Annotated in this window: 17 protein-coding genes; 15 read left to right on the top strand and 2 right to left on the bottom strand. The window is 68.5% G+C overall.

Annotated elements, in window-relative coordinates:
* Window positions 1-118 precede the first annotated feature (118 nt).
* The 6 genes from argS to WJ16_RS14890 all read left to right on the top strand — a co-directional run bounded on the left by argS (window position 119) and on the right by WJ16_RS14890 (window position 8,224).
* The gene (gene argS, locus WJ16_RS14865; RefSeq protein WP_069257695.1) at window positions 119-1,900 is read left to right on the top strand and encodes an arginine--tRNA ligase; all 1,782 of its coding nucleotides are present in this window, start codon (window positions 119-121) and stop codon (window positions 1,898-1,900) included.
* Between the two features lie 105 nt (window positions 1,901-2,005).
* On the top strand, window positions 2,006-2,899 hold the full coding sequence (locus WJ16_RS14870; RefSeq protein WP_069257696.1) for an SPOR domain-containing protein: 894 nt from the start codon (window positions 2,006-2,008) through the stop codon (window positions 2,897-2,899).
* Window positions 2,900-2,968: 69 nt separating this feature from the next.
* Window positions 2,969-3,607 carry a thiol:disulfide interchange protein DsbA/DsbL gene (locus tag WJ16_RS14875; protein ID WP_011353364.1) on the top strand — a complete coding sequence of 213 codons (639 nt, stop codon included), beginning with the start codon at window positions 2,969-2,971 and terminating at the stop codon, window positions 3,605-3,607.
* A gap of 19 nt (window positions 3,608-3,626) precedes the next feature.
* Window positions 3,627-4,400, top strand: coding sequence for an SDR family oxidoreductase (locus WJ16_RS14880; protein WP_069257697.1), 774 nt, complete (start codon window positions 3,627-3,629; stop codon window positions 4,398-4,400).
* A 386-nt stretch (window positions 4,401-4,786) separates the two neighbouring features.
* Window positions 4,787-6,382: an ABC transporter substrate-binding protein gene (locus WJ16_RS14885; protein WP_069257698.1), complete on the top strand. Its 1,596-nt coding sequence runs from the start codon at window positions 4,787-4,789 to the stop codon at window positions 6,380-6,382.
* Window positions 6,383-6,580: 198 nt separating this feature from the next.
* On the top strand, window positions 6,581-8,224 hold the full coding sequence (locus WJ16_RS14890) for an ABC-F family ATP-binding cassette domain-containing protein (protein WP_069257699.1): 1,644 nt from the start codon (window positions 6,581-6,583) through the stop codon (window positions 8,222-8,224).
* A gap of 16 nt (window positions 8,225-8,240) precedes the next feature.
* On the opposite strand, the gene WJ16_RS14895 is transcribed toward WJ16_RS14890, so the two are convergent.
* Window positions 8,241-9,320, bottom strand: a complete 1,080-nt coding sequence (locus tag WJ16_RS14895; protein WP_069257700.1) for an MBL fold metallo-hydrolase — start codon at window positions 9,318-9,320, stop codon at window positions 8,241-8,243.
* 303 nt (window positions 9,321-9,623) lie between these two features.
* Here WJ16_RS14895 and aceK point away from each other — a divergent pair, with 303 nt between their 5' ends.
* From aceK to bioB, 9 genes are all read left to right on the top strand, one after another.
* Complete coding sequence (gene aceK, locus WJ16_RS14900) at window positions 9,624-11,441, top strand: bifunctional isocitrate dehydrogenase kinase/phosphatase (RefSeq protein WP_069257701.1); 1,818 nt, start codon at window positions 9,624-9,626, stop codon at window positions 11,439-11,441.
* 53 nt (window positions 11,442-11,494) lie between these two features.
* Window positions 11,495-12,262: a carbonate dehydratase gene (can, locus tag WJ16_RS14905; protein ID WP_069257702.1), complete on the top strand. Its 768-nt coding sequence runs from the start codon at window positions 11,495-11,497 to the stop codon at window positions 12,260-12,262.
* Between the two features lie 83 nt (window positions 12,263-12,345).
* Complete coding sequence (locus WJ16_RS14910; RefSeq protein WP_069257703.1) at window positions 12,346-13,023, top strand: SDR family oxidoreductase; 678 nt, start codon at window positions 12,346-12,348, stop codon at window positions 13,021-13,023.
* Between the two features lie 37 nt (window positions 13,024-13,060).
* Window positions 13,061-13,498: a YchJ family protein gene (locus WJ16_RS14915; protein ID WP_069257704.1), complete on the top strand. Its 438-nt coding sequence runs from the start codon at window positions 13,061-13,063 to the stop codon at window positions 13,496-13,498.
* 106 nt (window positions 13,499-13,604) lie between these two features.
* Window positions 13,605-14,876, top strand: a complete 1,272-nt coding sequence (locus tag WJ16_RS14920) for a dienelactone hydrolase family protein (protein ID WP_069257705.1) — start codon at window positions 13,605-13,607, stop codon at window positions 14,874-14,876.
* Window positions 14,877-15,375: 499 nt separating this feature from the next.
* On the top strand, window positions 15,376-16,722 hold the full coding sequence (gene bioA, locus WJ16_RS14930) for an adenosylmethionine--8-amino-7-oxononanoate transaminase (protein ID WP_069257707.1): 1,347 nt from the start codon (window positions 15,376-15,378) through the stop codon (window positions 16,720-16,722).
* Complete coding sequence (bioF, locus tag WJ16_RS14935) at window positions 16,719-18,029, top strand: 8-amino-7-oxononanoate synthase (RefSeq protein WP_236858157.1); 1,311 nt, start codon at window positions 16,719-16,721, stop codon at window positions 18,027-18,029. Before bioA ends, bioF begins: the two co-directional genes overlap by 4 nt.
* Window positions 18,026-18,745, top strand: a complete 720-nt coding sequence (gene bioD, locus WJ16_RS14940) for a dethiobiotin synthase (RefSeq protein WP_069257708.1) — start codon at window positions 18,026-18,028, stop codon at window positions 18,743-18,745. The genes bioF and bioD overlap by 4 nt, the downstream gene beginning before the upstream one ends.
* 56 nt (window positions 18,746-18,801) lie before the next feature.
* Entirely contained in the window at window positions 18,802-19,824 is a 1,023-nt protein-coding gene (bioB, locus tag WJ16_RS14945; RefSeq protein WP_069257709.1) for a biotin synthase BioB, read from the top strand.
* Window positions 19,825-19,935: 111 nt separating this feature from the next.
* On the opposite strand, the gene WJ16_RS14950 is transcribed toward bioB, so the two are convergent.
* Entirely contained in the window at window positions 19,936-20,661 is a 726-nt protein-coding gene (locus tag WJ16_RS14950) for a copper homeostasis protein CutC (protein ID WP_069257710.1), read from the bottom strand.
* Window positions 20,662-20,730: the final 69 nt, after the last annotated feature.

The raw sequence follows: 20,730 nt of genomic DNA on the forward strand, positions 1-20,730 counted from the left end.
GGCCGCCTGAGCGGCATATTAGCACCTGTTAAAATTCTGCGATCCCTGAAACGCGCGCTTAAAAAGCGCGCCGGCGGGCCGGCGTTTCCGGCCGCCACCAACGAAGCCTTCTACCAGCATGCTGCCAGCCCACAAACAGACCCTCGAAGCCCTGCTCGCGGATAGCGTCAAGCAGGTCGCACACGCGCTGAAAGGCGCCGACGCCGCGTTCGTCGCCCCGGCCATCACGCTGGAGCGCCCGAAGGTCGCCGCGCACGGCGACGTCGCGTGCAACGTCGCCATGCAGCTCGCGAAGCCGCTCGGCACGAACCCGCGCCAGCTCGCCGAGCAGATCGTCGCCGCCCTCACCGCCCAGCCGGGCGCGCAAGGGCTCGTCGAAGCCGCCGAGATCGCCGGCCCCGGCTTCATCAACCTGCGCCTGTCGGCCGCCGCGAAGCAGGCGGTGATCGCTGCCGTGTTCGAGCAGGGCCGCGCGTTCGGCACGTCGGATCGCGAGAAGGGCAAGCAAGTGCTGCTCGAATTCGTGTCGGCGAACCCGACCGGCCCGCTGCACGTCGGCCATGGCCGCCAGGCCGCGCTCGGCGACGTGCTCGCGAACGTGATCGCGAGCCAGGGCTACGCGGTGCACCGCGAGTTCTACTACAACGACGCGGGCGTGCAGATCGGCAACCTCGCGATCTCGACGCAGGCGCGCGCACGCGGCCTGAAGCCGGGCGACGCGGGCTGGCCGGAAGCCGCGTACAACGGCGAATACATCGCCGACATCGCGCGCGACTTCCTGCGCGGCGAAACGGTCGCCGCGTCGGACGGCGAGCCGGTCAAGGGCACGGGCGACGTCGAGGATCTCGACGCGATCCGCAAGTTCGCGGTCACGTACCTGCGTCGCGAGCAGGACATGGACCTGCAGGCGTTCGGCGTGAAGTTCGATCAGTACTACCTCGAGTCGTCGCTGTACAGCGAAGGCCGCGTCGAGAAGACGGTCGACGCACTGATCAAGGCCGGCATGACCTACGAGCAGGACGGCGCGCTGTGGCTGCGCACGACCGACGAAGGCGACGACAAGGATCGCGTGATGCGCAAGTCGGACGGCACCTACACGTACTTCGTGCCGGACGTCGCGTACCACGTGACGAAGTGGGAGCGCGGCTTCACGAAGGTGATCAACATCCAGGGTTCGGACCACCACGGCACGATCGCGCGCGTGCGCGCCGGCCTGCAGGGCCTGCACGTCGGGATTCCGAAGGGCTACCCCGACTACGTTCTGCACAAGATGGTCACCGTGATGCGCGACGGCCAGGAAGTGAAGATCTCGAAGCGCGCGGGCAGCTACGTGACGGTGCGCGACCTGATCGAATGGTCGGGCGGCGCGGCGGCAGGCCAGGAAGCGGCGCCCGACCTGATCGACGAAGCGACCATCACGCGCGGCCGCGACGCGGTGCGGTTCTTCCTGATCTCGCGCAAGGCCGATACCGAGTTCGTGTTCGACATCGACCTCGCGCTGAAACAGAACGACGAAAACCCGGTCTATTACGTCCAGTACGCGCATGCGCGGATCTGCTCGGTGCTCAGCGAGCTGAAATCGCGCTACAACGTCGACGTCGCGCAACTGCCGGGCGCCGACCTGTCGCAACTGACGAGCGCGCAAGCGGCGTCGCTGATGCAGAAGCTGGCCGAGTACCCGGACATGCTCACGCACGCCGCGAACGAACTGGCGCCGCACGCGGTCGCGTTCTACCTGCGCGACCTCGCTGGCGAATTCCACTCGTTCTACAATGCGGAGCGCGTGCTGGTCGACGACGAAGCGCCGCGCAATGCGCGCGCCGCGCTCCTCGCCGCGACCCGGCAGGTGCTCGAGAACGGTCTGGCGGTGCTCGGCGTGTCCGCGCCCGTCAAGATGTAACGCAGCAAGCGGCCCGACCGGGCAGCGAATGGCTGCGGCAGGAGCGCCCGCCGTCGGGTGCCCGCCGCAGCCTTTTCACGATTCTTTTTGCAGGTGACTCAAGCAATGGCACAACCACGCCGAACTTCGAAGCAATCGAAACAAGCCGGAGGGACATTTCTTGGAATCGTGCTGGGCCTGATCGTCGGCCTCGCAATCGCCGTGGTGGTGGCGCTCTACATCACGCGTTCCCCGTCGCCGTTCGTGTCGAAGGTCGCGCCGCCGCCGGCCGACAACGGCGCGAGCCAGCCGCAGCAGTTCGATCCGAACCGCGCGCTGCAGGGCAAGACGCCCGGCCAGCCGGTGCCGCAGGCCGCGCAGTCCGCGCCGCCGAACACCGCGCCCGGCCAGGCCGCGAACCAGACCCAGGGCGGCCTGCTGCCCGAACCGCAGATCGTCGAAGTGCCGCCGTCGGCCAACGGATCGAGCGGCTCGAACGACACCGGCAGTTCGGGCAAGCCGAGCGCGTCGAACAATGCGTCGTCGGGCAACGGCGTCGCCGTCGCACCGAAGCCGGCCGACAACACGCCGCCGCCGAAGAAGACGCAGCAGGCGCAGCAGCAACAGCAAGGCGGCGAGGACGACCTCGCACGCTTCGCCGCGCAGAAGCAGGCGCAGCAAGCCGCCGCGCAAAAGCAGCAACAGGCCGCGAACACGCCGAAACCGACGTCGTCGGCCACGGCCGCCGCGGCAGCGAAGCCGCCGACCGCAAACGACGCGAATACCGGCTACTTCCTGCAGGTGGGCGCGTACAAGACCGAAGGCGACGCCGAGCAGCAGCGCGCGCGCCTTGGCTTCCAGGGCTTCGAATCGAAGGTGTCGAAGCGCGATGTCAGCGGCGTGACGTATTTCCGCGTGCGGGTCGGCCCGTTCTCGAAGTTCGAGGATATGAACTCGGCCCGCCAGCGCCTGTCCGATGCAGGTGTCGACACGGCGGTGATCCGTTTCACGAAGCAGTAAGCAACCGGCCGAGCCCACTCAGAACCCGTTACGTCCCGTAACCCGAGCAACTGATTCGACGTTCACAACATGAAAAAACTGCTTAGCACGCTCCTTCTGTCCCTGGGCCTGGCCGCCGGTCTCGCGCAGGCTTCGCCCGCCGCACCGGTCGCCGGCAAGGACTTCGAGGTGATGAAGTCGCCGCAGCCGGTGTCCGCGCCGGCCGGCAAGGTCGAGGTGATCGAATTCTTCTGGTACGGCTGCCCGCACTGCTACGAATTCGAGCCGACGATCGAGGCCTGGGTGAAGAAGCAGGGCAACAACATCGACTTCAAGCGCGTGCCGGTCGCATTCCGTGACGATTTCGTCCCGCACTCGAAGCTGTTCTACGCGGTGTCCGCGCTCGGCATCTCCGAGAAGGTCACGCCGGCGATCTTCAACGCGATCCACAAGCAGAAGAACTACCTGCTGACGCCGCAGGCGCAGGCCGACTTCCTGGCCACGCAAGGCGTCGACAAGAAGCAGTTCATGGACGCGTACAACTCGTTCAGCGTGCAGGGCGAAGTGAACCAGTCGGCCAAGCTGCTGAAGGACTATGCGATCGACGGCGTGCCGACGGTCGTCGTCCAGGGCAAGTACAAGACGGGCCCCGCTTACGCGAACAGCATCCCGGGCACCGCCCAGGTGCTCGACTTCCTCGTGAAGCAGGTTCAGGACAAGAAGCTCTGATCCCCGCCCGCGCGCCGGCATGACTACTCCGCTGAAGGTCTTCATCACCGGCGCATCGAGCGGCCTCGGCCTCGCGATGGCCGAGGAATACGCCCGCCAGGGCGCCATGCTCGCGCTCGTCGCGCGACGCACCGAGCCCCTCGATGCGTTCGCGCGGCGCTTTCCGAAGCTGTCCATCTCCGTGTATTCCGCCGACGTGCGCGACGCCGACGCGCTCGCGACGGCCGCCGCGTCGTTCATCGCGACGCACGGCTGCCCCGACGTCGTGATCGCGAACGCGGGCATCAGCCAGGGCGCCGTCACGGGCCAGGGCGATCTCGCGACGTTCCGCGACGTGATGGACATCAACTACTACGGGATGGTCGCGACGTTCGAGCCGTTCGTCGGCCCGATGACGGCCGCGCGGCACGGCACGCTGGTCGGTGTCGCGAGCGTCGCCGGCGTGCGCGGTCTGCCCGGCTCCGGCGCGTACAGCGCGTCGAAATCGGCCGCGATCAAGTACCTCGAATCGCTGCGCGTCGAGCTGCGGCCTGCCGGCGTCGGCGTCGTGACGATCGCGCCCGGCTACATCCGCACACCGATGACCGCGCACAACCCGTACCGGATGCCGTTCCTGATGGATGCCGACCGCTTCGCCGCCCGCGCGGCCAAGGCGATCGCGCGGCAGCACGCGTTCCGCGTGATTCCGTGGCAGATGGGCGTCGTCGCGAAGGTGCTGCACGTGCTGCCGCGCTGGCTGTACGACCGTCTGTTCGAGAAGGCGCCGCGCAAGCCGAAGGCCGGCACGCACTGACGCGCCGCGAGTGCCGGCCCGCGCGAAGCATCGCGGGCCGTCTATCCGCTTAACCCCTCTCCGCTTAACCCCTCTCCGCTTCACCGCCTCTCCGCTCCTCCACCTCTTCGCCTCACCACCTCTCCGTCGCAGCGCCCCTTCAAAGCGTCGATTCACGGCAGGCCCGAACCGCCCCCGGCACCCACTCTTCCCAATCCGCCGCCCCAACACCCGTTCCGTCGCGAACGCGGCCGTTTTTCGGTCAATTCACCGCGTTCAGACGCCTTTTTTCACGCGTCGCGCGCTTTGACGGTATGCTATTCGCCAGCCGCGCCGGCCCTGCCCGCTTCCGGGCCGCGCCCGCATCCCGTCACCGAGCAAAAAACACAAGCCACGTGGGAGATCCTATGCAGGTCAAGCTGTTCGCCGCGGCAACACTCGCCGCCGCCCTCGCCGCCCCCGGCCTCGCCGCCGCGAAGCCGCTCACCGTCTGCACGGAATCGAGCCCGGACGGCTTCGACGTCGTGCAATACAACTCGCTCGTCACGACCAACGCGTCGGCCGACGTGATCTTCAACACGCTCGTGTCGTACGACGAAGCCGCGAAGAAAGTCGTGCCCGCGCTCGCCGACAAATGGGAAGCGAGCGCCGACGGCCTCACGTACACGTTCCATCTGCGCCCGAACGTCGCGTTCCAGACCACCGACTATTTCAAGCCGGGCCGCGCGCTAAACGCGGACGACGTGGTGTTCACGTTCTCGCGGATGCTCGACGACTCGAATCCGTGGCACAAGGTGGCCGGCACGAGCGGCTTTCCGCACGCGCAGTCGATGGGCCTCGTGAAGCTCGTGAAGTCGGTCACGAAAGTCGACGACAGCACGGTGAAGTTCACGCTGAACGAGCCGAACGCGACCTTCGTGCCGATCCTGACGATGGGCTTCGCGTCGATCTACTCGGCCGAATACGCGGACCAGTTGCTGAAGGCCGGCAAGCAGGCCGACCTGAACGCGAAGCCGGTCGGCACCGGGCCGTTCGTGCTGAAGAGCTACACGAAGGACGCGCTGATCCGTTACGACGTGAACCCGACCTACTGGGGGACCAGGCCGAAGGTCGACCGGCTGATCTACGCGATCACGCCCGACCCGTCGGTGCGCCTGCAGAAGGTGAAGGCCGGCGAATGCCAGATCGCGCTGTCGCCGAAGCCGCAGGACGTGCTCGCCGCGAAGGGCGAAAGCGCGCTGAAGGTCGTGCAGACGCCCGCGTTCATGACCGCGTTCGTCGCGCTGAACACGCAGAAGAAGCCGCTCGACAACGACAAGGTGCGCGAGGCGCTGAACCTCGCGTTCGATCGCGCGACCTACCTGAAGGTCGTGTTCGACAACACCGCGACGGCCGCGAACAACCCGTATCCGCCGAACACGTGGAGCTACGCGAAGGGCGTCGCGCCGTACGCGTACGATCCGGCGAAGGCGAAGCAGCTGCTCGCGCAGGCCGGCTTCCCGAACGGCTTCTCGACGACGATCTGGACGCGCCCGACCGGCAGCGTGCTGAACCCGAATCCGAAGGTCGGCGCGGAGCTGCTTCAGGCCGATCTCGCGAAGATCGGCGTGAAGGCCGAGGTCAAGGTGATCGAATGGGGCGAGCTGATCAAGCAGGCGAAGCTCGGCCAGCATGACATGCTGTTCATGGGCTGGGCCGGCGACAACGGCGATCCGGACAACTACCTGTCGCCGCTGTTCAGCTGCAACGCGGTGAAGTCGGGCATCAACTTCGCGCGCTTCTGCGACGCGCAGCTCGACAAGCTGATCGCCGACGGCAAGTCGACCGCCGACCAGGCCAAGCGCGCGAAGCTGTACGAAGCGGCGCAGAAGATCATCCACGACCAGGCGCTGTGGATTCCGCTCGGCTACCCGACCGCGGCCGCGCTCACGCGCACGAACGTGAGCGGCTATCACGTGAGCCCGTTCGGGCGGCAGAACTTCACGACCGTCGCCGTGCAGTAACGCGCCCCCGCGCGTGGCGTGCAAGCGACGGTGCGTCGGGCCGTCGCTTGCGGCCCGCGCGCCGCGCTTGCTACACTGCGCGCGCATTCCTCATACCGGACGCCAGCCAAAGTGAACAACTAAGCCTTCCCGAAATGTTTTCGCCGCCGTGCCACGCACGCCGCGCGCGAAGGTCTTCACGCATTTTCGGAGGTGCTGATGGCTGCTGCCACGCCCACCGGCGCGCTCGTCGCGCTTCATCACGTTTCCTTGCGCTTCGACGACGGCGTCACGCTGTTCGATTCGCTCGACCTCTCAATCGATCGCACGCCGACCGGCATCGTCGGCCGCAACGGCATCGGCAAGAGCCGGCTCGCGCAGCTGATCGCGGGGCGCTGCGCGCCAAGCGCGGGGACGATCGACCGGCACACGCCGGTCGTCTACGTCGCGCAGCAGCATGACGACAACGCAGCCGCCGGCCCGCGGACCGTCGCGCAGATTGCCGCGCTCGATGCACCGCTCGGCGCGCTCGCGCGTGTCGCCGACGGTCGCGCGGAATCGCACGACTTCGACCTGATCGACGATCGCTGGGATCTCGCGGAACGGCTGCGCACCGCGCTCGACGCAGCCGGCCTGCATGACGTCCACGCCGACATGCCTGCGCACGCACTGAGCGGCGGGCAACTCGCGCGCGTCGCGCTCATCGGTGCGCTGCTGTCGGGCGCGGGCCTTCTGGTACTCGACGAACCGACGAACCATCTCGACGCGCAGGGCCGCGCATGGCTGCGTGCGGCGCTCGACGGCTGGCGCGGCGGCCTCGTGATCGTGAGTCACGACCGTGCGCTGCTCGCCGGCGTGCAGCGCATCGTCGAGCTGACGCCACACGGCGTGCGCTCATACGGCGGCAACTACGCGTTCTACCGCGCGCAGCGCGACGCGGAACAGGCGGCCGCGCAGTCCGCGCTGGACAATGCGCGCGCCGAACGCGGGCGCGTCAGGCGCAGGCTCGAACAGGAGCACGACACGATCCAGCGCCACGCGGCCGCGTCGCTGCGCGATGCGAAGACCGCCAACCTGTCGTCGGGAGCCCGTCAGCGCCGCAAGGGCGCGGCGCGCAGCATCATGGGGCAGGTCCGGGGCCATCAGAACGCATTCAAGACGTCGCTCGACGAACGCGTGCAGGAGACGGCCGCGCGCGTCGAAGCCGATGCGCCCGTGCTCGTGTCGCTGCCGGGCACCGAGGTCAGCGCGCGCCGCCAGCTGTTCACGCTCGACCGCGCGCAATTGCCGTGGCGCATCGCCGGCCATGCGGACACGATCACGTGGTCGGCCAGCGGCCCCGTGCGCATCGCGCTGACCGGCCCGAACGGCTGCGGCAAATCGACGTTGCTGCGGATGCTCGCCGGCGAGCTTGTCCCGCGTTCCGGCGCATGCACGACATATGTGAGCGCCGCGTATCTCGACCAGCGGCTCGCGCTGCTCGATTCCGATCGTTCGATCGTCGAGCAACTGGGGTTGCTCGACACGCCGCTCGCCGAAGGCGATCTGCGCAGCCGTCTCGCGCTGCTGCAGCTCGATGCGGCGCGCGCGACGCAACCGGCGCGGCGGCTGAGCGGCGGCGAACGCCTGAAGGCCGCGCTCGCGTGCGCGTTGTGGCGCGGCACGCCCGCGCAACTGCTGCTGCTCGACGAGCCGACCAATCACCTGGACCTCGAATCGGTGCGGGCGATCGAAGCGGCACTGGCCGGCTTCCCCGGCGCGATCGTCGTCGCGTCGCACGACACCGCGTTTCTCGCGGCGCTCGACCCGACGCACACGATGCAATGGCATCGCGACGGGTGGCGCTACGAACCCGTCGCGTGAGGAAAATGCGGCGGTGTCAGCCGGCGGTACGGAACCGCAGCACGCCGTCGTCGCCCTGCTCGCGCACGAGTTCGCCCGCGAGCCACAGCAAGTTCAGGTGCGCGAGCGCCTCGCCGAGTGCGAACGTCATCTGGTGAATGTCGAGTTCGCGACGGCGGAACATGATCGGCACGATGTCGGCCGCGCTCATCGGCTTCTCCGCGCATGCGACGCGCACTTCGGCCAGGCGCGCGTCGTGGTGGTCGCGCAGTTGCGCGATGCGCGTGCGCACGCCGCGGAACGGCTTGCCGTGCGACGGCAGCACCAGCGTATCGGGCGCCATCGTCTCGTAACGGCCGAGCGACTGCAGGTACAGCGCGAGCGGGTTCGCTTCCGGCTCGAGGTCGAACACGGATACGTTCGTGGAAATGCGCGGCAGCACCATGTCGCCGGAGATCAGCACGCCGTCCGCGTCGCTGTGCAATGCGCAATGTTCAGGCGAATGGCCGAAGCCGGTCACGACGCGCCACGTGCGCGCGCCGATCGTCACCGCGTCGCCTTCGCGCAGGCGCCGGTAGCGCGGCGGCACGGCCGGCACGAGATCCGCGTAGTAGCTGCGGCGGTTGCGCAGCTTGTCGAGCGCGGCCGGATCGGTGAGCCCGTGGCGCGCGAAGTGATCGGCCGCCGCCGCGCCGCCCGCGTTCGAGCCGTTGCCGGCCGCCATCAGGCAGCCGAACATGTACTCGCCCAGCGTCATCCACAGCCGCACGTTCCAGCGGCCCTTGTCGCCGCCTTCGCACAGCCAGTTCGCGAGGCCGAAGTGATCGGGGTGGCAGTGCGTGACGAGCACGCGCAGCACGGGCAACCCGTCGAGATGCGCGTCGAAGATCCGCTCCCAGTGCGCGCGGATCGCGTCCGACGAGATCCCGCAATCGACGATCGTCCAGCCGGCCTGCCCGTCGATCTCGTCGCGCAGCAGCCAGAGGTTGATGTGATCGAGCGAGAACGGCAGCGGCATGCGCAGCCAGCGCACGCCGGGCGCGACCTCGAACGTGTCGCCCGCGGCGGGCAGCGTGTCGGCGAAGGGATAGTCGAGTTGGTGTTCCAGTGCGTTCATCGGTGGGGCGTCTCGTCGTTATCGGTGCGAATGCGCGCCGGCGGCAGGCCGCGGCGGGCGGTGCGTCGATTCTATCGCCGTCGCGCGGAACGCGTGCCCGGCGCCTTTTCGCCCGTCAAAAAAAGTTCGTGCCAGAATCGGTCCCGTACCCGTATCTTTACGCGAAGATGCACCGAACGGCATCCAACGGCGGACAACCCGCCGCCTGGCGGCCAGCCGCGCCTCGCCGCAAAGTCCTTGAAACGCCCGCTTGGGCGCTAAAATGGCGAGTGCTTACAGCCCTCCCGAACGAGCCTGCACGCGATGAATCACTTCCCCAAACTGCTGTCCTCGCAGATCGGTTTCGACGTCGCCCAGACGATGCTCGAGAACTTCGACCGCCATTACCGGATCTTCCGCGAGGCGGCCGTCGAAGCGAAGACGCTGTTCGAGCGCGGCGACTGGCACGGGCTGCAGCGGCTCGCGCGCGAGCGGATCACGTCGTACGACGATCGCGTGAAGGAATGCGTCGAGGTGCTGGAAGACGAATACGACGCGGAGAACATCGACGACGAAGTGTGGCAGCAGATCAAGCTGCACTACATCGGCCTGCTCACGTCGCACCGCCAGCCCGAGTGCGCGGAGACCTTCTTCAATTCGGTGTGCTGCAAGATCCTGCACCGCTCGTACTTCAGCAACGATTTCATCTTCGTTCGCCCGGCGATCTCGACCGAGTATCTCGAAAACGACGAGCCGGCCGCGAAGCCGACCTACCGCGCGTACTATCCGGGCACCGACGGGCTCGCGACCACGCTCGAGCGGATCGTCACGAACTTCCAGCTCGAGCCGGCGTTCGACGACCTTTCACGCGACATCGGATGCGTGATGCAGGCGATCCACGACGAATTCGGCCACTTCGACGAAGCGCCGAATTTCCAGATTCACGTGCTGTCGTCGCTGTTCTTCCGCAACAAGAGCGCGTACATCGTCGGCCGCATCATCAACGCCGACCGCGTGCTGCCATTCGCGGTGCCGATCCGCCACGTGCGCCCGGGCGTGCTGGCGCTCGATACCGTGCTGCTGCGCCGCGACCAGCTCATGATCATCTTCGGCTTCTCGCACTCGTATTTCCTCGTCGACATGGGCGTGCCGTCCGCGTACGTCGACTTCCTGTGCACGATCATGCCCGGCAAGCCGAAGGCGGAGATCTATACGTCGGTCGGCCTGCAGAAGCAGGGCAAGAACCTGTTCTACCGCGACCTGCTGCACCACCTGTCGCATTCGAGCGACCGCTTCATCATCGCGCCCGGGATCAAGGGCCTCGTGATGCTCGTGTTCACGCTGCCGTCGTTCCCGTACGTGTTCAAGATCATCAAGGATCAGTTCCCGCCGCCGAAGGAAACGACGCGCGCGCAGATCATGGAGAAGTATCAGCTCGTGAAGCGCCACGACCGCCTCGGGCGGATGGCCGACACGCTCGAGTATTCGAGCGTCGCGCTGCCGCTCGCGCGGCTCGACCACGCGCTCGTGCGCGAGCTGGAAAAGGAAGTGCCGTCGCTGCTCGAATACGAGGACGACAATCTCGTGATCAAGCACCTGTACATCGAGCGCCGGATGACGCCGCTCAACCTGTACCTGCAGAACGGCAGCGACGCGGACGTCGAGCACGGCGTGAAGGAATACGGCAACGCGGTGAAGGAGCTGATGAAGGCGAACATCTTCCCCGGCGACATGCTGTACAAGAACTTCGGCGTCACGCGCCACGGCCGCGTCGTGTTCTACGACTACGACGAGATCGAGTACCTGACCGACTGCAACGTGCGCCGCGTGCCGCCACCGCGTAACGAGGAGGACGAGCTGTCCGGCGAACCGTGGTATACCGTCGGCCCGCACGACATCTTTCCGGAGACCTACGGGCCATTCCTGCTCGGCGACCCGCGCGTGCGCGCCGTCTTCATGAAGCATCACGCGGACTTTTTCGATCCGGCGCTGTGGCAGGCCAGCAAGGACAAGCTGCTACAGGGCGAATTGCCCGACTTTTATCCGTACGACACCGCGCTGCGCTTTTGCGCACGCTACCCCGCGCGCTTCGGCGCGGCGGACCGGAACGATGACGCGGGCGGCGCGCAGCGCGCCGCCTGACGCCGATTTACCGCACCGATAGCGACCGATTTCCGCCAACGGAATCCACACCGATGAACACCCAAGACAATCCGCTTTCACACCTGTTCGACAACAACGACGCGTGGGTCAAACGCAAGCTCGAGGACGATCCGCAATTCTTCGCGCGCCTTGCCGACCAGCAGGCGCCGGAGTATCTGTGGATCGGCTGCTCGGACTCGCGGGTGCCGGCGAACCAGATCATCGGCCTGCCGCCGGGCGAAGTGTTCGTCCACCGCAACATCGCGAACGTGGTCGTGCACAGCGACCTGAACTGCCTGTCGGTGATCCAGTTCGCGGTCGACATCCTGCGCGTGAAGCACATCATGGTGGTCGGCCACTACGGCTGCTCGGGCGTGAACGCCGCGCTGCTCAACCGCCGTGTCGGCCTCGCCGACAACTGGCTGCATCACGTGCAGGACGTGCGCGAGCGCCACGCGAAGCTGCTCGACGAATGGCCGGTGGGCGAAGCGCGCTACCGCCGCCTGATCGAGCTGAACGCGATCGAGCAGGTGGTCAACGTGTGCCGCACGACGATCGTCAACGACGCGTGGGCGCGCGGCCAGTCGCTCACCGTGCACGGGCTCGTGTACGGCGTGCACGACGGGCGGATGCGCAACCTCGGGATGGCCGTGTCGAACTTCGACGCGCTCGACGCAACCTACAAGCGCTGCGTGGCCGCGCTGACCGCCGGCGGCCAACACGCACCGGACAACGACATGATCGCGGCGGACGCCGCGCGGCTCGAAGGCGTCGCGCAGGCCGTCGTCGCCACGCTGAAGCCGTGCGACGACGCGAAGTAACGCCGGCGCGCGGCCGCGCGCCTTCGAACGGATCTGATCCCGGCGCCGCCATCGCGGCGGCGCCAAGCAAAGGAGCGACGGGCATGAAAACCGTATTGATCGTCGGCGCATCGCGCGGCCTCGGCCGCGAATTCGTCAGGCAATACCGGCGCGACGGCTGGAACGTGATCGCCACCGCGCGCGACGACGCGTCGCTCGACGCGCTGCGCGCGCTCGGCGCGAGCGCGCATGCGCTCGACATCACGCAGCCGGAGCAGATCGCGGCGCTCGGCTGGAAGCTCGACGGCGAGCGGCTCGATGCGGCCGTGCTGGTGTCGGGCGTGTACGGGCCGCGCACCGAGGGCGTCGAGACGGTCACCGCCGAGGATTTCGACGCGGTGATGCATACGAACGTGCGCGGGCCGATGCAGTTGCTGCCGATCGTGCTGCCGCTCGTCGAGGACGCGCGCGGCGTGCTGGCCGTCGTGTCGAGCCGGATGGGCAGCATCGCCGAGGCGACCGGCACGACCGGCTGGCTGTACCGCGCGAGCAAGGCCGCGCTGAACGACGCGCTGCGGATCGCGTCGCTGCAGACGCGCCATGCCGCGTGCATTTCGCTGCATCCCGGCTGGGTGCGCACCGACATGGGCGGCGCGCAGGCCGCGATCGATCCGGAAACCAGCGTGACCGGCATGCGCCGCGTGATCGCCGAATCCGGCGCGGACGTGTCGCAGGCCAACGGCCGTTTCTTCCAGTACGACGGTATCGAGCTGAGCTGGTGAGCGGCCGACAACCTTTCGTCGTTAATTCCCGTTTCGCATGATTTTGATCCGACCTGACGCGTGCCCGTGCGGCGGCGCGTCCCCCGCTCCCGCCGGCAACGCACCGGCGCCGCGCTACGCGGCCTGCTGCGGCCGCTTCATCGACGGCGGCGAAGCCGCGCCGAGCGCGCTCGTGTTGATGCGCTCGCGGTACAGCGCGTACGTGCTCGGCGCGACCGACTACCTGCGCGCGACGTGGGCCGCGCGCACCTGCCCGCCCGACCTCGACGTCGACCCCGCAGCGCCCGACGCGCCGCGCTGGCTCGGTCTCGCGGTCAAACGCCATACGCCGCTCGACGAACGGCACGCGGAGGTCGAGTTCGTGGCCCGCTACAAGGTCGGCGGACGTGCTTACCGGCTCCACGAGACGAGCCGTTTCGAGCGTGACGAACACGGTTTCTGGCGCTACGTCGACGGCGAAGTAAGTGAACGCTGACAAATAGTTGCTGTGTCAGACGCCGGGTAATTCCTGCATTGCACAACCCGAATTTGTCGGGCTACGATGGCCTCGTATTGGTCATGTTGCATGGCAGGGCTTACGAATGGCGTTCAGCAAGGTATTGGTGGGATGGATGGCGGCCTGCGCGCTGTCGGCCGCTCAGGCCGGTACGCTGCCGAACGCAAATACGGGGACGGGCGCCGGCGCCAGCGGGTCGCTCGCCCACGCCGAACGCTTCGACTACGGCGATTCGAACCTGCCGCCCGTCGCCGCCGACCTGAACGAACAGGTCCTGCGCATTCCGGCCGACGCATCGGGTGCCGTCACGCTCGAGGCCACGCTCTTCAAGCCGAACGGCCCCGGCCCGTTCCCGCTCGTCGTCTTCAATCACGGCAAGAACACCGGCGATCTCCATCTTCAGCCGCGCAGCCGGCCGCTCGCGTTCGCGCGCGAATTCGTGCGCCGCGGCTACGCGGTGATCGCCCCGAACCGCCAGGGTTTCGCGGGGTCGGGCGGCACGTACCAGCAGGAAGGCTGCAACGTCGGCAAGAACGGCCTCGCGCAAGCGGCCGACGTCGACGCGACGGTGCGCTACATGTCGCGCCAGCCGTATGTCGATGCGTCGCGCATCGTCGTCGCCGGCACGTCGCACGGCGGCCTCGTATCGGTCGCGTACGGCACCGAAGCCGCACCGGGCGTGCGCGGCATCATCAACTTCTCCGGCGGGCTGCGCCAGGACCTCTGCGACGGCTGGCAGCGCAACCTCGTCGACGCGTTCGACCAGTACGGCGCGCACACGGCCGTGCGGTCGCTGTGGCTGTACGGCGACAACGATTCGGTATGGACGCCCGGGCTCGTCGCGCAGATGCACGACGCGTACGTGTCGCACGGCACGCAGGCCCAGTTCATCGATTTCGGCCGCTACAAGGACGACGCGCACCGGCTGATCGTCGATCGCGACGGCGTGCCCGTGTGGTGGCCGGCCGTCAACGCGTTCCTCGCGCAGTTGAACCTGCCGACGTCGGTGCGCTACGCGGTCGCGAACCCGCACGAGCCGAAGGCGAGCGGCTTTGCGTCGATCGACGCGGTCGACGCAGTGCCGTACGTCGACGAAGCCGGCCGCGAAGGCTATCGCCGCTTCCTGAACCAGCATCCGAGCCGCGCGTTCGCGGTGTCGTCGGAAGGCGCATGGTCGTGGGCCGAAGGCGGCGACGACCCGATGGCGCTCGCGCTCGACAACTGCGCGAAGCAGGACGCGGGCGCATGCCGGCTGTATGCGGTCAACGACCGGGTCGTGTGGAACGCGACGCAGACGGCCGACAACGACGACGCCCACGCACGCGACACCGGTACGCCGGCGCTGGCTTCGCGCTAAACGCACGGCCGCATTTCCGTCCATTACCCGTCACGCCGACGCCATCGGGGCGTCGACAAGCGGGAAGCCTTCAAGCGGATGGTCTTCAACCTCGTCGTGAGCAACGACGAGGCCCTCGCTGCGCAACCACGGATCATCCACGCCTCCACGTCGATCAGGCAGCGCGAGACGCTCGATCTGTCGATCTCCCGCTGTCGCCGCACCCCACCCCTCTCATCATTCCCCATATTTCCGCGTCGTCGCGCACCGCCCGCCCCCACGATTTTTTTCGGTGGGGAAGGCTCACTCGAACGTCGTCATCTGCGGTCATTTCGGGATATCTGAACCGTACCGTTCCGAGCCGTCCCGATCTGCGCCGAACTCCCGCCCAGCAAGGCTTTGCGGCGTTTGTAACCGGTAGTGCAACGGGTCGCGGAACACGCTAATCTCAGCGCGTTTCGTGTCCCGCCGCGCGGCATCCCTTCGATGCCGCGCGGCCGTTTTGTCCCCCGGAGTCGCCTTGAGTACGCCAGCCACCGACGACTGGGTCGCGCGCAGCCTGCGCGCGGTCTGGCATCCCTGCACCCAGATGAAGCACCACGAGCGCCTGCCGCTCATCCCCGTCGCGCGTGGCGCGGGCGTGTGGCTGTACGACCGTGACGGCCGCCGCTACTTCGACGCGATCAGCTCGTGGTGGGTCAACCTGTTCGGCCATGCGAACCCGGACATCAACGCGGCGCTGAAAGCGCAGCTCGACACGCTCGAGCACGCGATGCTCGCCGGCTGCACGCACGAGCCCGCGATCGAGCTCGGCGAACGGCTGCATGCGCTCACCGCGCGCACGCTCGGCCATGCGTTCTTCGCGTCGGACGGCGCGTCGGCCGTCGAGATCGCGCTGAAGATGAGCTTCCACACGTGGCGCAACCGCGGCCGCGCGAACAAGCAGGAATTCGTCTGCGTCGCGAACGGCTATCACGGCGAAACGATCGGCGCGCTCGGCGTGACCGACGTTGCGCTGTTCAAGGACGCGTACGACCCGCTGATCCGCCATGCGCACGTCGTCGCGTCGCCCGATGCGCGCGGCGCGCTGCCGGGCGAAACGGCCGCCGACGTCGCCGGCCGCGCGCTCGCGGACGTGCGCCGCCTGTTCGCCGAACGCGGCGACCGGATCGCCGCGCTGATCGTCGAGCCGCTCGTGCAGTGCGCGGCCGGCATGGCGATGCACGATCCGTCATACGTGCGCGGGCTGCGCGCACTGTGCGACGAATTCGGCGTACACCTGATCGCCGACGAGATCGCGGTCGGCTGCGGCCGCACCGGCACCTTCTTCGCGTGCGAGCAAGCCGGCGTCTGGCCCGATTTCCTGTGCCTGTCGAAAGGCATCAGCGGCGGCTACCTGCCGCTGTCGCTCGTGCTCACGCGCGACGACGTGTTCGCCGCGTTCTACGACGACGACACGACGCGCGGCTTCCTGCACTCGCATTCGTACACCGGCAACCCGCTCGCGTGCCGCGCGGCGGTCGAGACGCTCGACCTGTTCGCGCGCGACGACGTGCTCGCGAGCAACGCCAGCAAATCGGCGACGCTGCGCGCGGCGCTCGCGCCGCTCGGCGCGCACCCGCAGGTGCGCCATCTGCGCGAACGCGGCACGCTGTTCGCATTCGACGTCGCGCTCGACGGCGACGCGGCGCGCGGCTTCTCGCGGCGCTTCTTCGAACGCTCGCTGGAACGCGAGCTGCTGCTGCGCCCGATCGGCACGACCGTGTACCTGATGCCGCCGTACGTGATGAGCGACGACGACATCGCGTGGCTCGCGCAACGCACGCGCGACACGCTCGACGCCACGCTGGAGGAAATCGGCCGATGACACGACCGCCCGCACACACGCTTCGTTCGCGGCTCCCCGACGGGGCCGCCGCTTCCGCAGGGACGGCCCGGCGGGACGCCGCGACGCACCCGCTGCTCGATACGCTGCAACGCGGCCTCGCCGATCTCGACGCGCAAGGGCTGCGCCGCGTACGCCGCACCGCCGATACCGCGTGCGATGCGCGCATGACCGTCGACGGCCGCGAGATCGTCGGCTTCGCGAGCAACGACTATCTGGGCCTCGCCGCGCATCCGGCGCTCGTCGCCGCGTTCGCCGAAGGCGCGCAGCGCTACGGCTCCGGCAGCGGCGGCTCGCACCTGCTCGGCGGCCATTCGCGCGCGCACGCGACGCTCGAGGACGACCTCGCGGCCTTCTCGGGCGGCTTCTGCGACGCGCCGCGCGCGCTGTACTTCAGCACCGGCTACATGGCGAACCTCGCCGCGATGACCACGCTCACCGGCAAAGGCGCAACGATCTTTTCCGACGCGCTGAACCACGCGTCGCTGATCGACGGGATGCGGCTGTCGCGCGCGAACGTGCAGGTCTATCCGCATGCGGATACGGTTGCGCTCGCCGCGCTGCTCGATGCATCGGATGCCGAAACGAAACTGATCGTCAGCGACACCGTGTTCAGCATGGACGGCGACATCGCGCCGCTGGCCAAGCTCGTCGCGCTGGCCGAACGCCACGGCGCGTGGCTCGTCGTCGACGATGCGCACGGCTTCGGCGTGCTCGGCCCGCAGGGCCGCGGCGCGCTCGCGGCCGCCGCGCTGCGTTCGCCGCATCTCGTGTACGTCGGCACGCTCGGCAAGGCGGCCGGCGTCGCAGGCGCATTCGTGATCGCGCACGAGACCGTAATCGAATGGATGATCCAGCGCGCACGCAGCTACATCTTCACGACGGCCGCGCCGCCGGCCGTCGCGCACGCGGTCTCGGCCAGCCTGAAGGTGATCGCGGGCGACGAAGGCGACGCGCGGCGCGCGCATCTCGCCGCGCTGATCGAACGCACGCGCACGCTGCTGCGCAATACGCGCTGGCAGCCGGTCGATTCGCACACGGCCGTGCAGCCGCTCGTGATCGGCAGCAACGACGCGACGCTCAAGGCGATGCGCGCGCTCGACGCTCACGGCCTGTGGGTGCCCGCGATCCGGCCGCCGACGGTGCCCGTCGGCACGTCGCGGCTGCGCGTGTCGCTGTCGGCCGCGCATTCGTTCGACGATCTCGCGCGGCTCGAAGCCGCGCTGATCGAAGCCAGCGAAGGCGCCGACGTCGCGCTCGAAACGGCCCCGCGGGAGGCCGCAGCATGACCGCCCCGCTCTCGCTGTTCGTCACCGGCACCGACACCGAAATCGGCAAGACCTTCGTATCGGCCGCGATGCTGCACGGCTTCGCGCGGCACGGCCTGCGCGCAGCCGCGCTGAAGCCCGTCGCGGCCGGCGCGTATGAACGCGACGGCGTGTGGCGCAACGAGGACGCCGACCAGCTCGACGCGGCCGCGAACGTCGTGCTGCCGCCCGAGCTGCGCACGCCGTTCCTGCTGAAAGCACCGGCCGCGCCGCATATCGTCGCCGCCCGGGAAGGCGTGACGCTCGACATCGACACGATCGCCGCGTGCCATCGCGAAGCGCTGACGCGCGCGGACGTGGTCGTCGTCGAAGGCGCCGGCGGCTTTCGCGTCCCGCTGAACGACACGCAGGACATGGCCGATCTCGCGGTCGCGCTCGGCGTGCCGGTCGTGCTCGTGGTCGGCGTGCGGCTCGGCTGCATCAACCACGCGCTGCTCACCGCCGACGCCATTGCCGCGCGCGGCCTCACGCTCGCGGGCTGGGTCGCGAATCACGTCGACCCGGCGATGTCGTTCCCCGACGAGAACGTCGCGACGATGCGCGACTGGCTCGCCCGCGAGCACGGCGCACCGCTGCTCGGCCGCATTCCGCACATGAGCCCGGCCGCCCCCGAATCCGCCGCGGCGATGCTCGACGTCGCCGCGCTCGTCGAGACGCTGCGCGCCGCGCAGCCTTGACCCCACCGAAACCGATCTCCCGATCCCCTCATCCCCGACCAGGACAGGAAAACGATATGACCCAAGCCCAGACTGCCGCCACCGTGCAACCCGACGCGATTCCCGTGGCCGCTCCGGCCGCGCCGCGCTGGCGCGTCGCCGACGTCGTCGCGCTGTTCGAGCTGCCGTTCAACGACCTGATCTTCCGCGCGCAGCAGGTGCACCGTGAGCACTTCGACGCGAACGCGGTACAGCTGTCGACGCTGCTGTCGATCAAGACGGGCGGCTGCGAGGAAGATTGCGGCTACTGTTCGCAGTCGTCGCACCACGACACGGGCCTGAAGGCCGAGAAGCTGATGGACGTCGACGCGGTGCTCGACGCCGCGCGCGCGGCGAAGGCGAACGGCGCGAGCCGCTTCTGCATGGGCGCCGCGTGGCGCAACCCGAAGGAGCGCCACATGCCCGCGCTGACCGAGATGGTGCGCGGCGTGAAGGAACTCGGCCTCGAAACCTGCATGACGCTCGGCATGCTGGAAGACGAGCAGGCGCAGGAACTCGCGAACGCGGGCCTCGACTACTACAACCACAACCTCGACACGTCGCCGGAGTTCTACGGCCAGGTGATCTCGACGCGCACCTACCAGGATCGCCTCGACACGCTCGATCGCGTGCGCGACGCGGGCATCAACGTGTGCTGCGGCGGCATCATCGGGATGGGCGAATCGCGCCGCGAACGCGCGGGCCTGATCTCGCAGCTCGCGAACCTGAACCCGTATCCGGATTCGGTGCCGATCAACAACCTCGTCGCGATCGAGGGCACGCCGCTCGAAGGCACCGCACCGCTCGACCCGTTCGAGTTCGTGCGCACGATCGCCGTTGCGCGCATCACGATGCCGAAGGCCGTCGTGCGCCTGTCGGCCGGCCGCGAGCAGCTCGACGACGGCTTGCAGGCGATGTGCTTCCTCGCCGGCGCGAACTCGATGTTCTACGGCGACCAGTTGCTGACGACGAGCAACCCGCAGACGCAGAAGGATCGCGCGCTGTTCGAGCGCCTCGGCATCCGCGCGAGCGACGCGGACGCGATGTCGGCGAACGCGTAAGCGCAGCGCCCGGCGGATTCGTCCGCCTCATCGAGAAGCCGGGATGCGTCCCGGCTTTTTTGTGCGCGCGTTGCGCGCCCACGGTGTCCTGCCGTTACTTGATCGCGCGCGTCACACGTGCGATGCCGCGCCGTCGAGCGCCGCGCGCACACGCTCGACGCGCGCTTCGTCGACGGGCGCGAGCACCTCGCCGCGCGGGCGCACGCCCGAGCCGAAATGCACGGCGCGCACGCCGGTCGCGCGGACGAAATCGCCGACCGCGTCGATCGTGAGCCCGGAGCCCGCCAGCACCGTGCACGTCGAGCCCGCCGCCTGCCGCACGAGCCGCGTGATCGTCGCGACCGCGTCGAGCACCGACGGATGGCCGCCCGACGTCAGCACCGACGTGACGGCCGGCACGCGCAGCAGCGCGTCGAACGCGGCGTTGAGGTCGCGCGACACGTCGAACGCGCGGTGGAACGTGAGCGCGCGGCCGTCGGCCGCGGCCGCGATGCGGGCCAGCGCGCCGAGATCGACGTCGCCGTGCGCATCGAGCGCGCCGAACACGACGCCGTTCGCACCGGCCGCGACGGCCGCGCGCACGTCGCGCTCGATCACGCGCAGATCGTCGGCGTCGTAGACGAACGACCGGCTGTGCGGGCGCACGATCACGTTGACGGGAATCGGCACGGCGGCCACGACGGCTTCGATCAGGCCGACGCTCGGCGTCAGCCCGCCTTCGGTGATCGCGGTCACGAGTTCGAGGCGGTCGGCGCCCGCACGGGCGGCGGCCTTCGCATCGCCGACGGTCGTGGCGATCACTTCGAGGAGTACGGAGGAAGCGGCGTTTCGGTTCATGGGCGACCCGCGAATCGTCTGGACAATTCGCGCATCCTAGCCGAGCCGCGTGACGGACGCCAGCGTGCC

Origin of the sequence: Burkholderia metallica, from assembly GCF_001718555.1 — a bacterium.
GTDB classification, from domain to species: domain Bacteria; phylum Pseudomonadota; class Gammaproteobacteria; order Burkholderiales; family Burkholderiaceae; genus Burkholderia; species Burkholderia metallica.

What these genes read in the sequence shown, in the direction of transcription:
- WJ16_RS14875 (WP_011353364.1), top strand. Translation starts at nt 2,969, where the DNA reads ATGAAAAAACTGCTTAGCACGCTCCTTCTGTCCCTGGGCCTGGCCGCC.
- bioB (WP_069257709.1), top strand. Translation starts at nt 18,802, where the DNA reads ATGACCCAAGCCCAGACTGCCGCCACCGTGCAACCCGACGCGATTCCC.
- WJ16_RS14920 (WP_069257705.1), top strand. Translation starts at nt 13,605, where the DNA reads ATGGCGTTCAGCAAGGTATTGGTGGGATGGATGGCGGCCTGCGCGCTG.
- argS (WP_069257695.1), top strand. Translation starts at nt 119, where the DNA reads ATGCTGCCAGCCCACAAACAGACCCTCGAAGCCCTGCTCGCGGATAGC.
- WJ16_RS14915 (WP_069257704.1), top strand. Translation starts at nt 13,061, where the DNA reads ATGATTTTGATCCGACCTGACGCGTGCCCGTGCGGCGGCGCGTCCCCC.
- aceK (WP_069257701.1), top strand. Translation starts at nt 9,624, where the DNA reads ATGAATCACTTCCCCAAACTGCTGTCCTCGCAGATCGGTTTCGACGTC.
- WJ16_RS14885 (WP_069257698.1), top strand. Translation starts at nt 4,787, where the DNA reads ATGCAGGTCAAGCTGTTCGCCGCGGCAACACTCGCCGCCGCCCTCGCC.
- WJ16_RS14870 (WP_069257696.1), top strand. Translation starts at nt 2,006, where the DNA reads ATGGCACAACCACGCCGAACTTCGAAGCAATCGAAACAAGCCGGAGGG.
- bioF (WP_236858157.1), top strand. Translation starts at nt 16,719, where the DNA reads ATGACACGACCGCCCGCACACACGCTTCGTTCGCGGCTCCCCGACGGG.
- WJ16_RS14950 (WP_069257710.1), bottom strand. Translation starts at nt 20,661, where the DNA reads ATGAACCGAAACGCCGCTTCCTCCGTACTCCTCGAAGTGATCGCCACG.
- WJ16_RS14880 (WP_069257697.1), top strand. Translation starts at nt 3,627, where the DNA reads ATGACTACTCCGCTGAAGGTCTTCATCACCGGCGCATCGAGCGGCCTC.
- WJ16_RS14895 (WP_069257700.1), bottom strand. Translation starts at nt 9,320, where the DNA reads ATGAACGCACTGGAACACCAACTCGACTATCCCTTCGCCGACACGCTG.
- bioD (WP_069257708.1), top strand. Translation starts at nt 18,026, where the DNA reads ATGACCGCCCCGCTCTCGCTGTTCGTCACCGGCACCGACACCGAAATC.
- WJ16_RS14890 (WP_069257699.1), top strand. Translation starts at nt 6,581, where the DNA reads ATGGCTGCTGCCACGCCCACCGGCGCGCTCGTCGCGCTTCATCACGTT.
- can (WP_069257702.1), top strand. Translation starts at nt 11,495, where the DNA reads ATGAACACCCAAGACAATCCGCTTTCACACCTGTTCGACAACAACGAC.
- WJ16_RS14910 (WP_069257703.1), top strand. Translation starts at nt 12,346, where the DNA reads ATGAAAACCGTATTGATCGTCGGCGCATCGCGCGGCCTCGGCCGCGAA.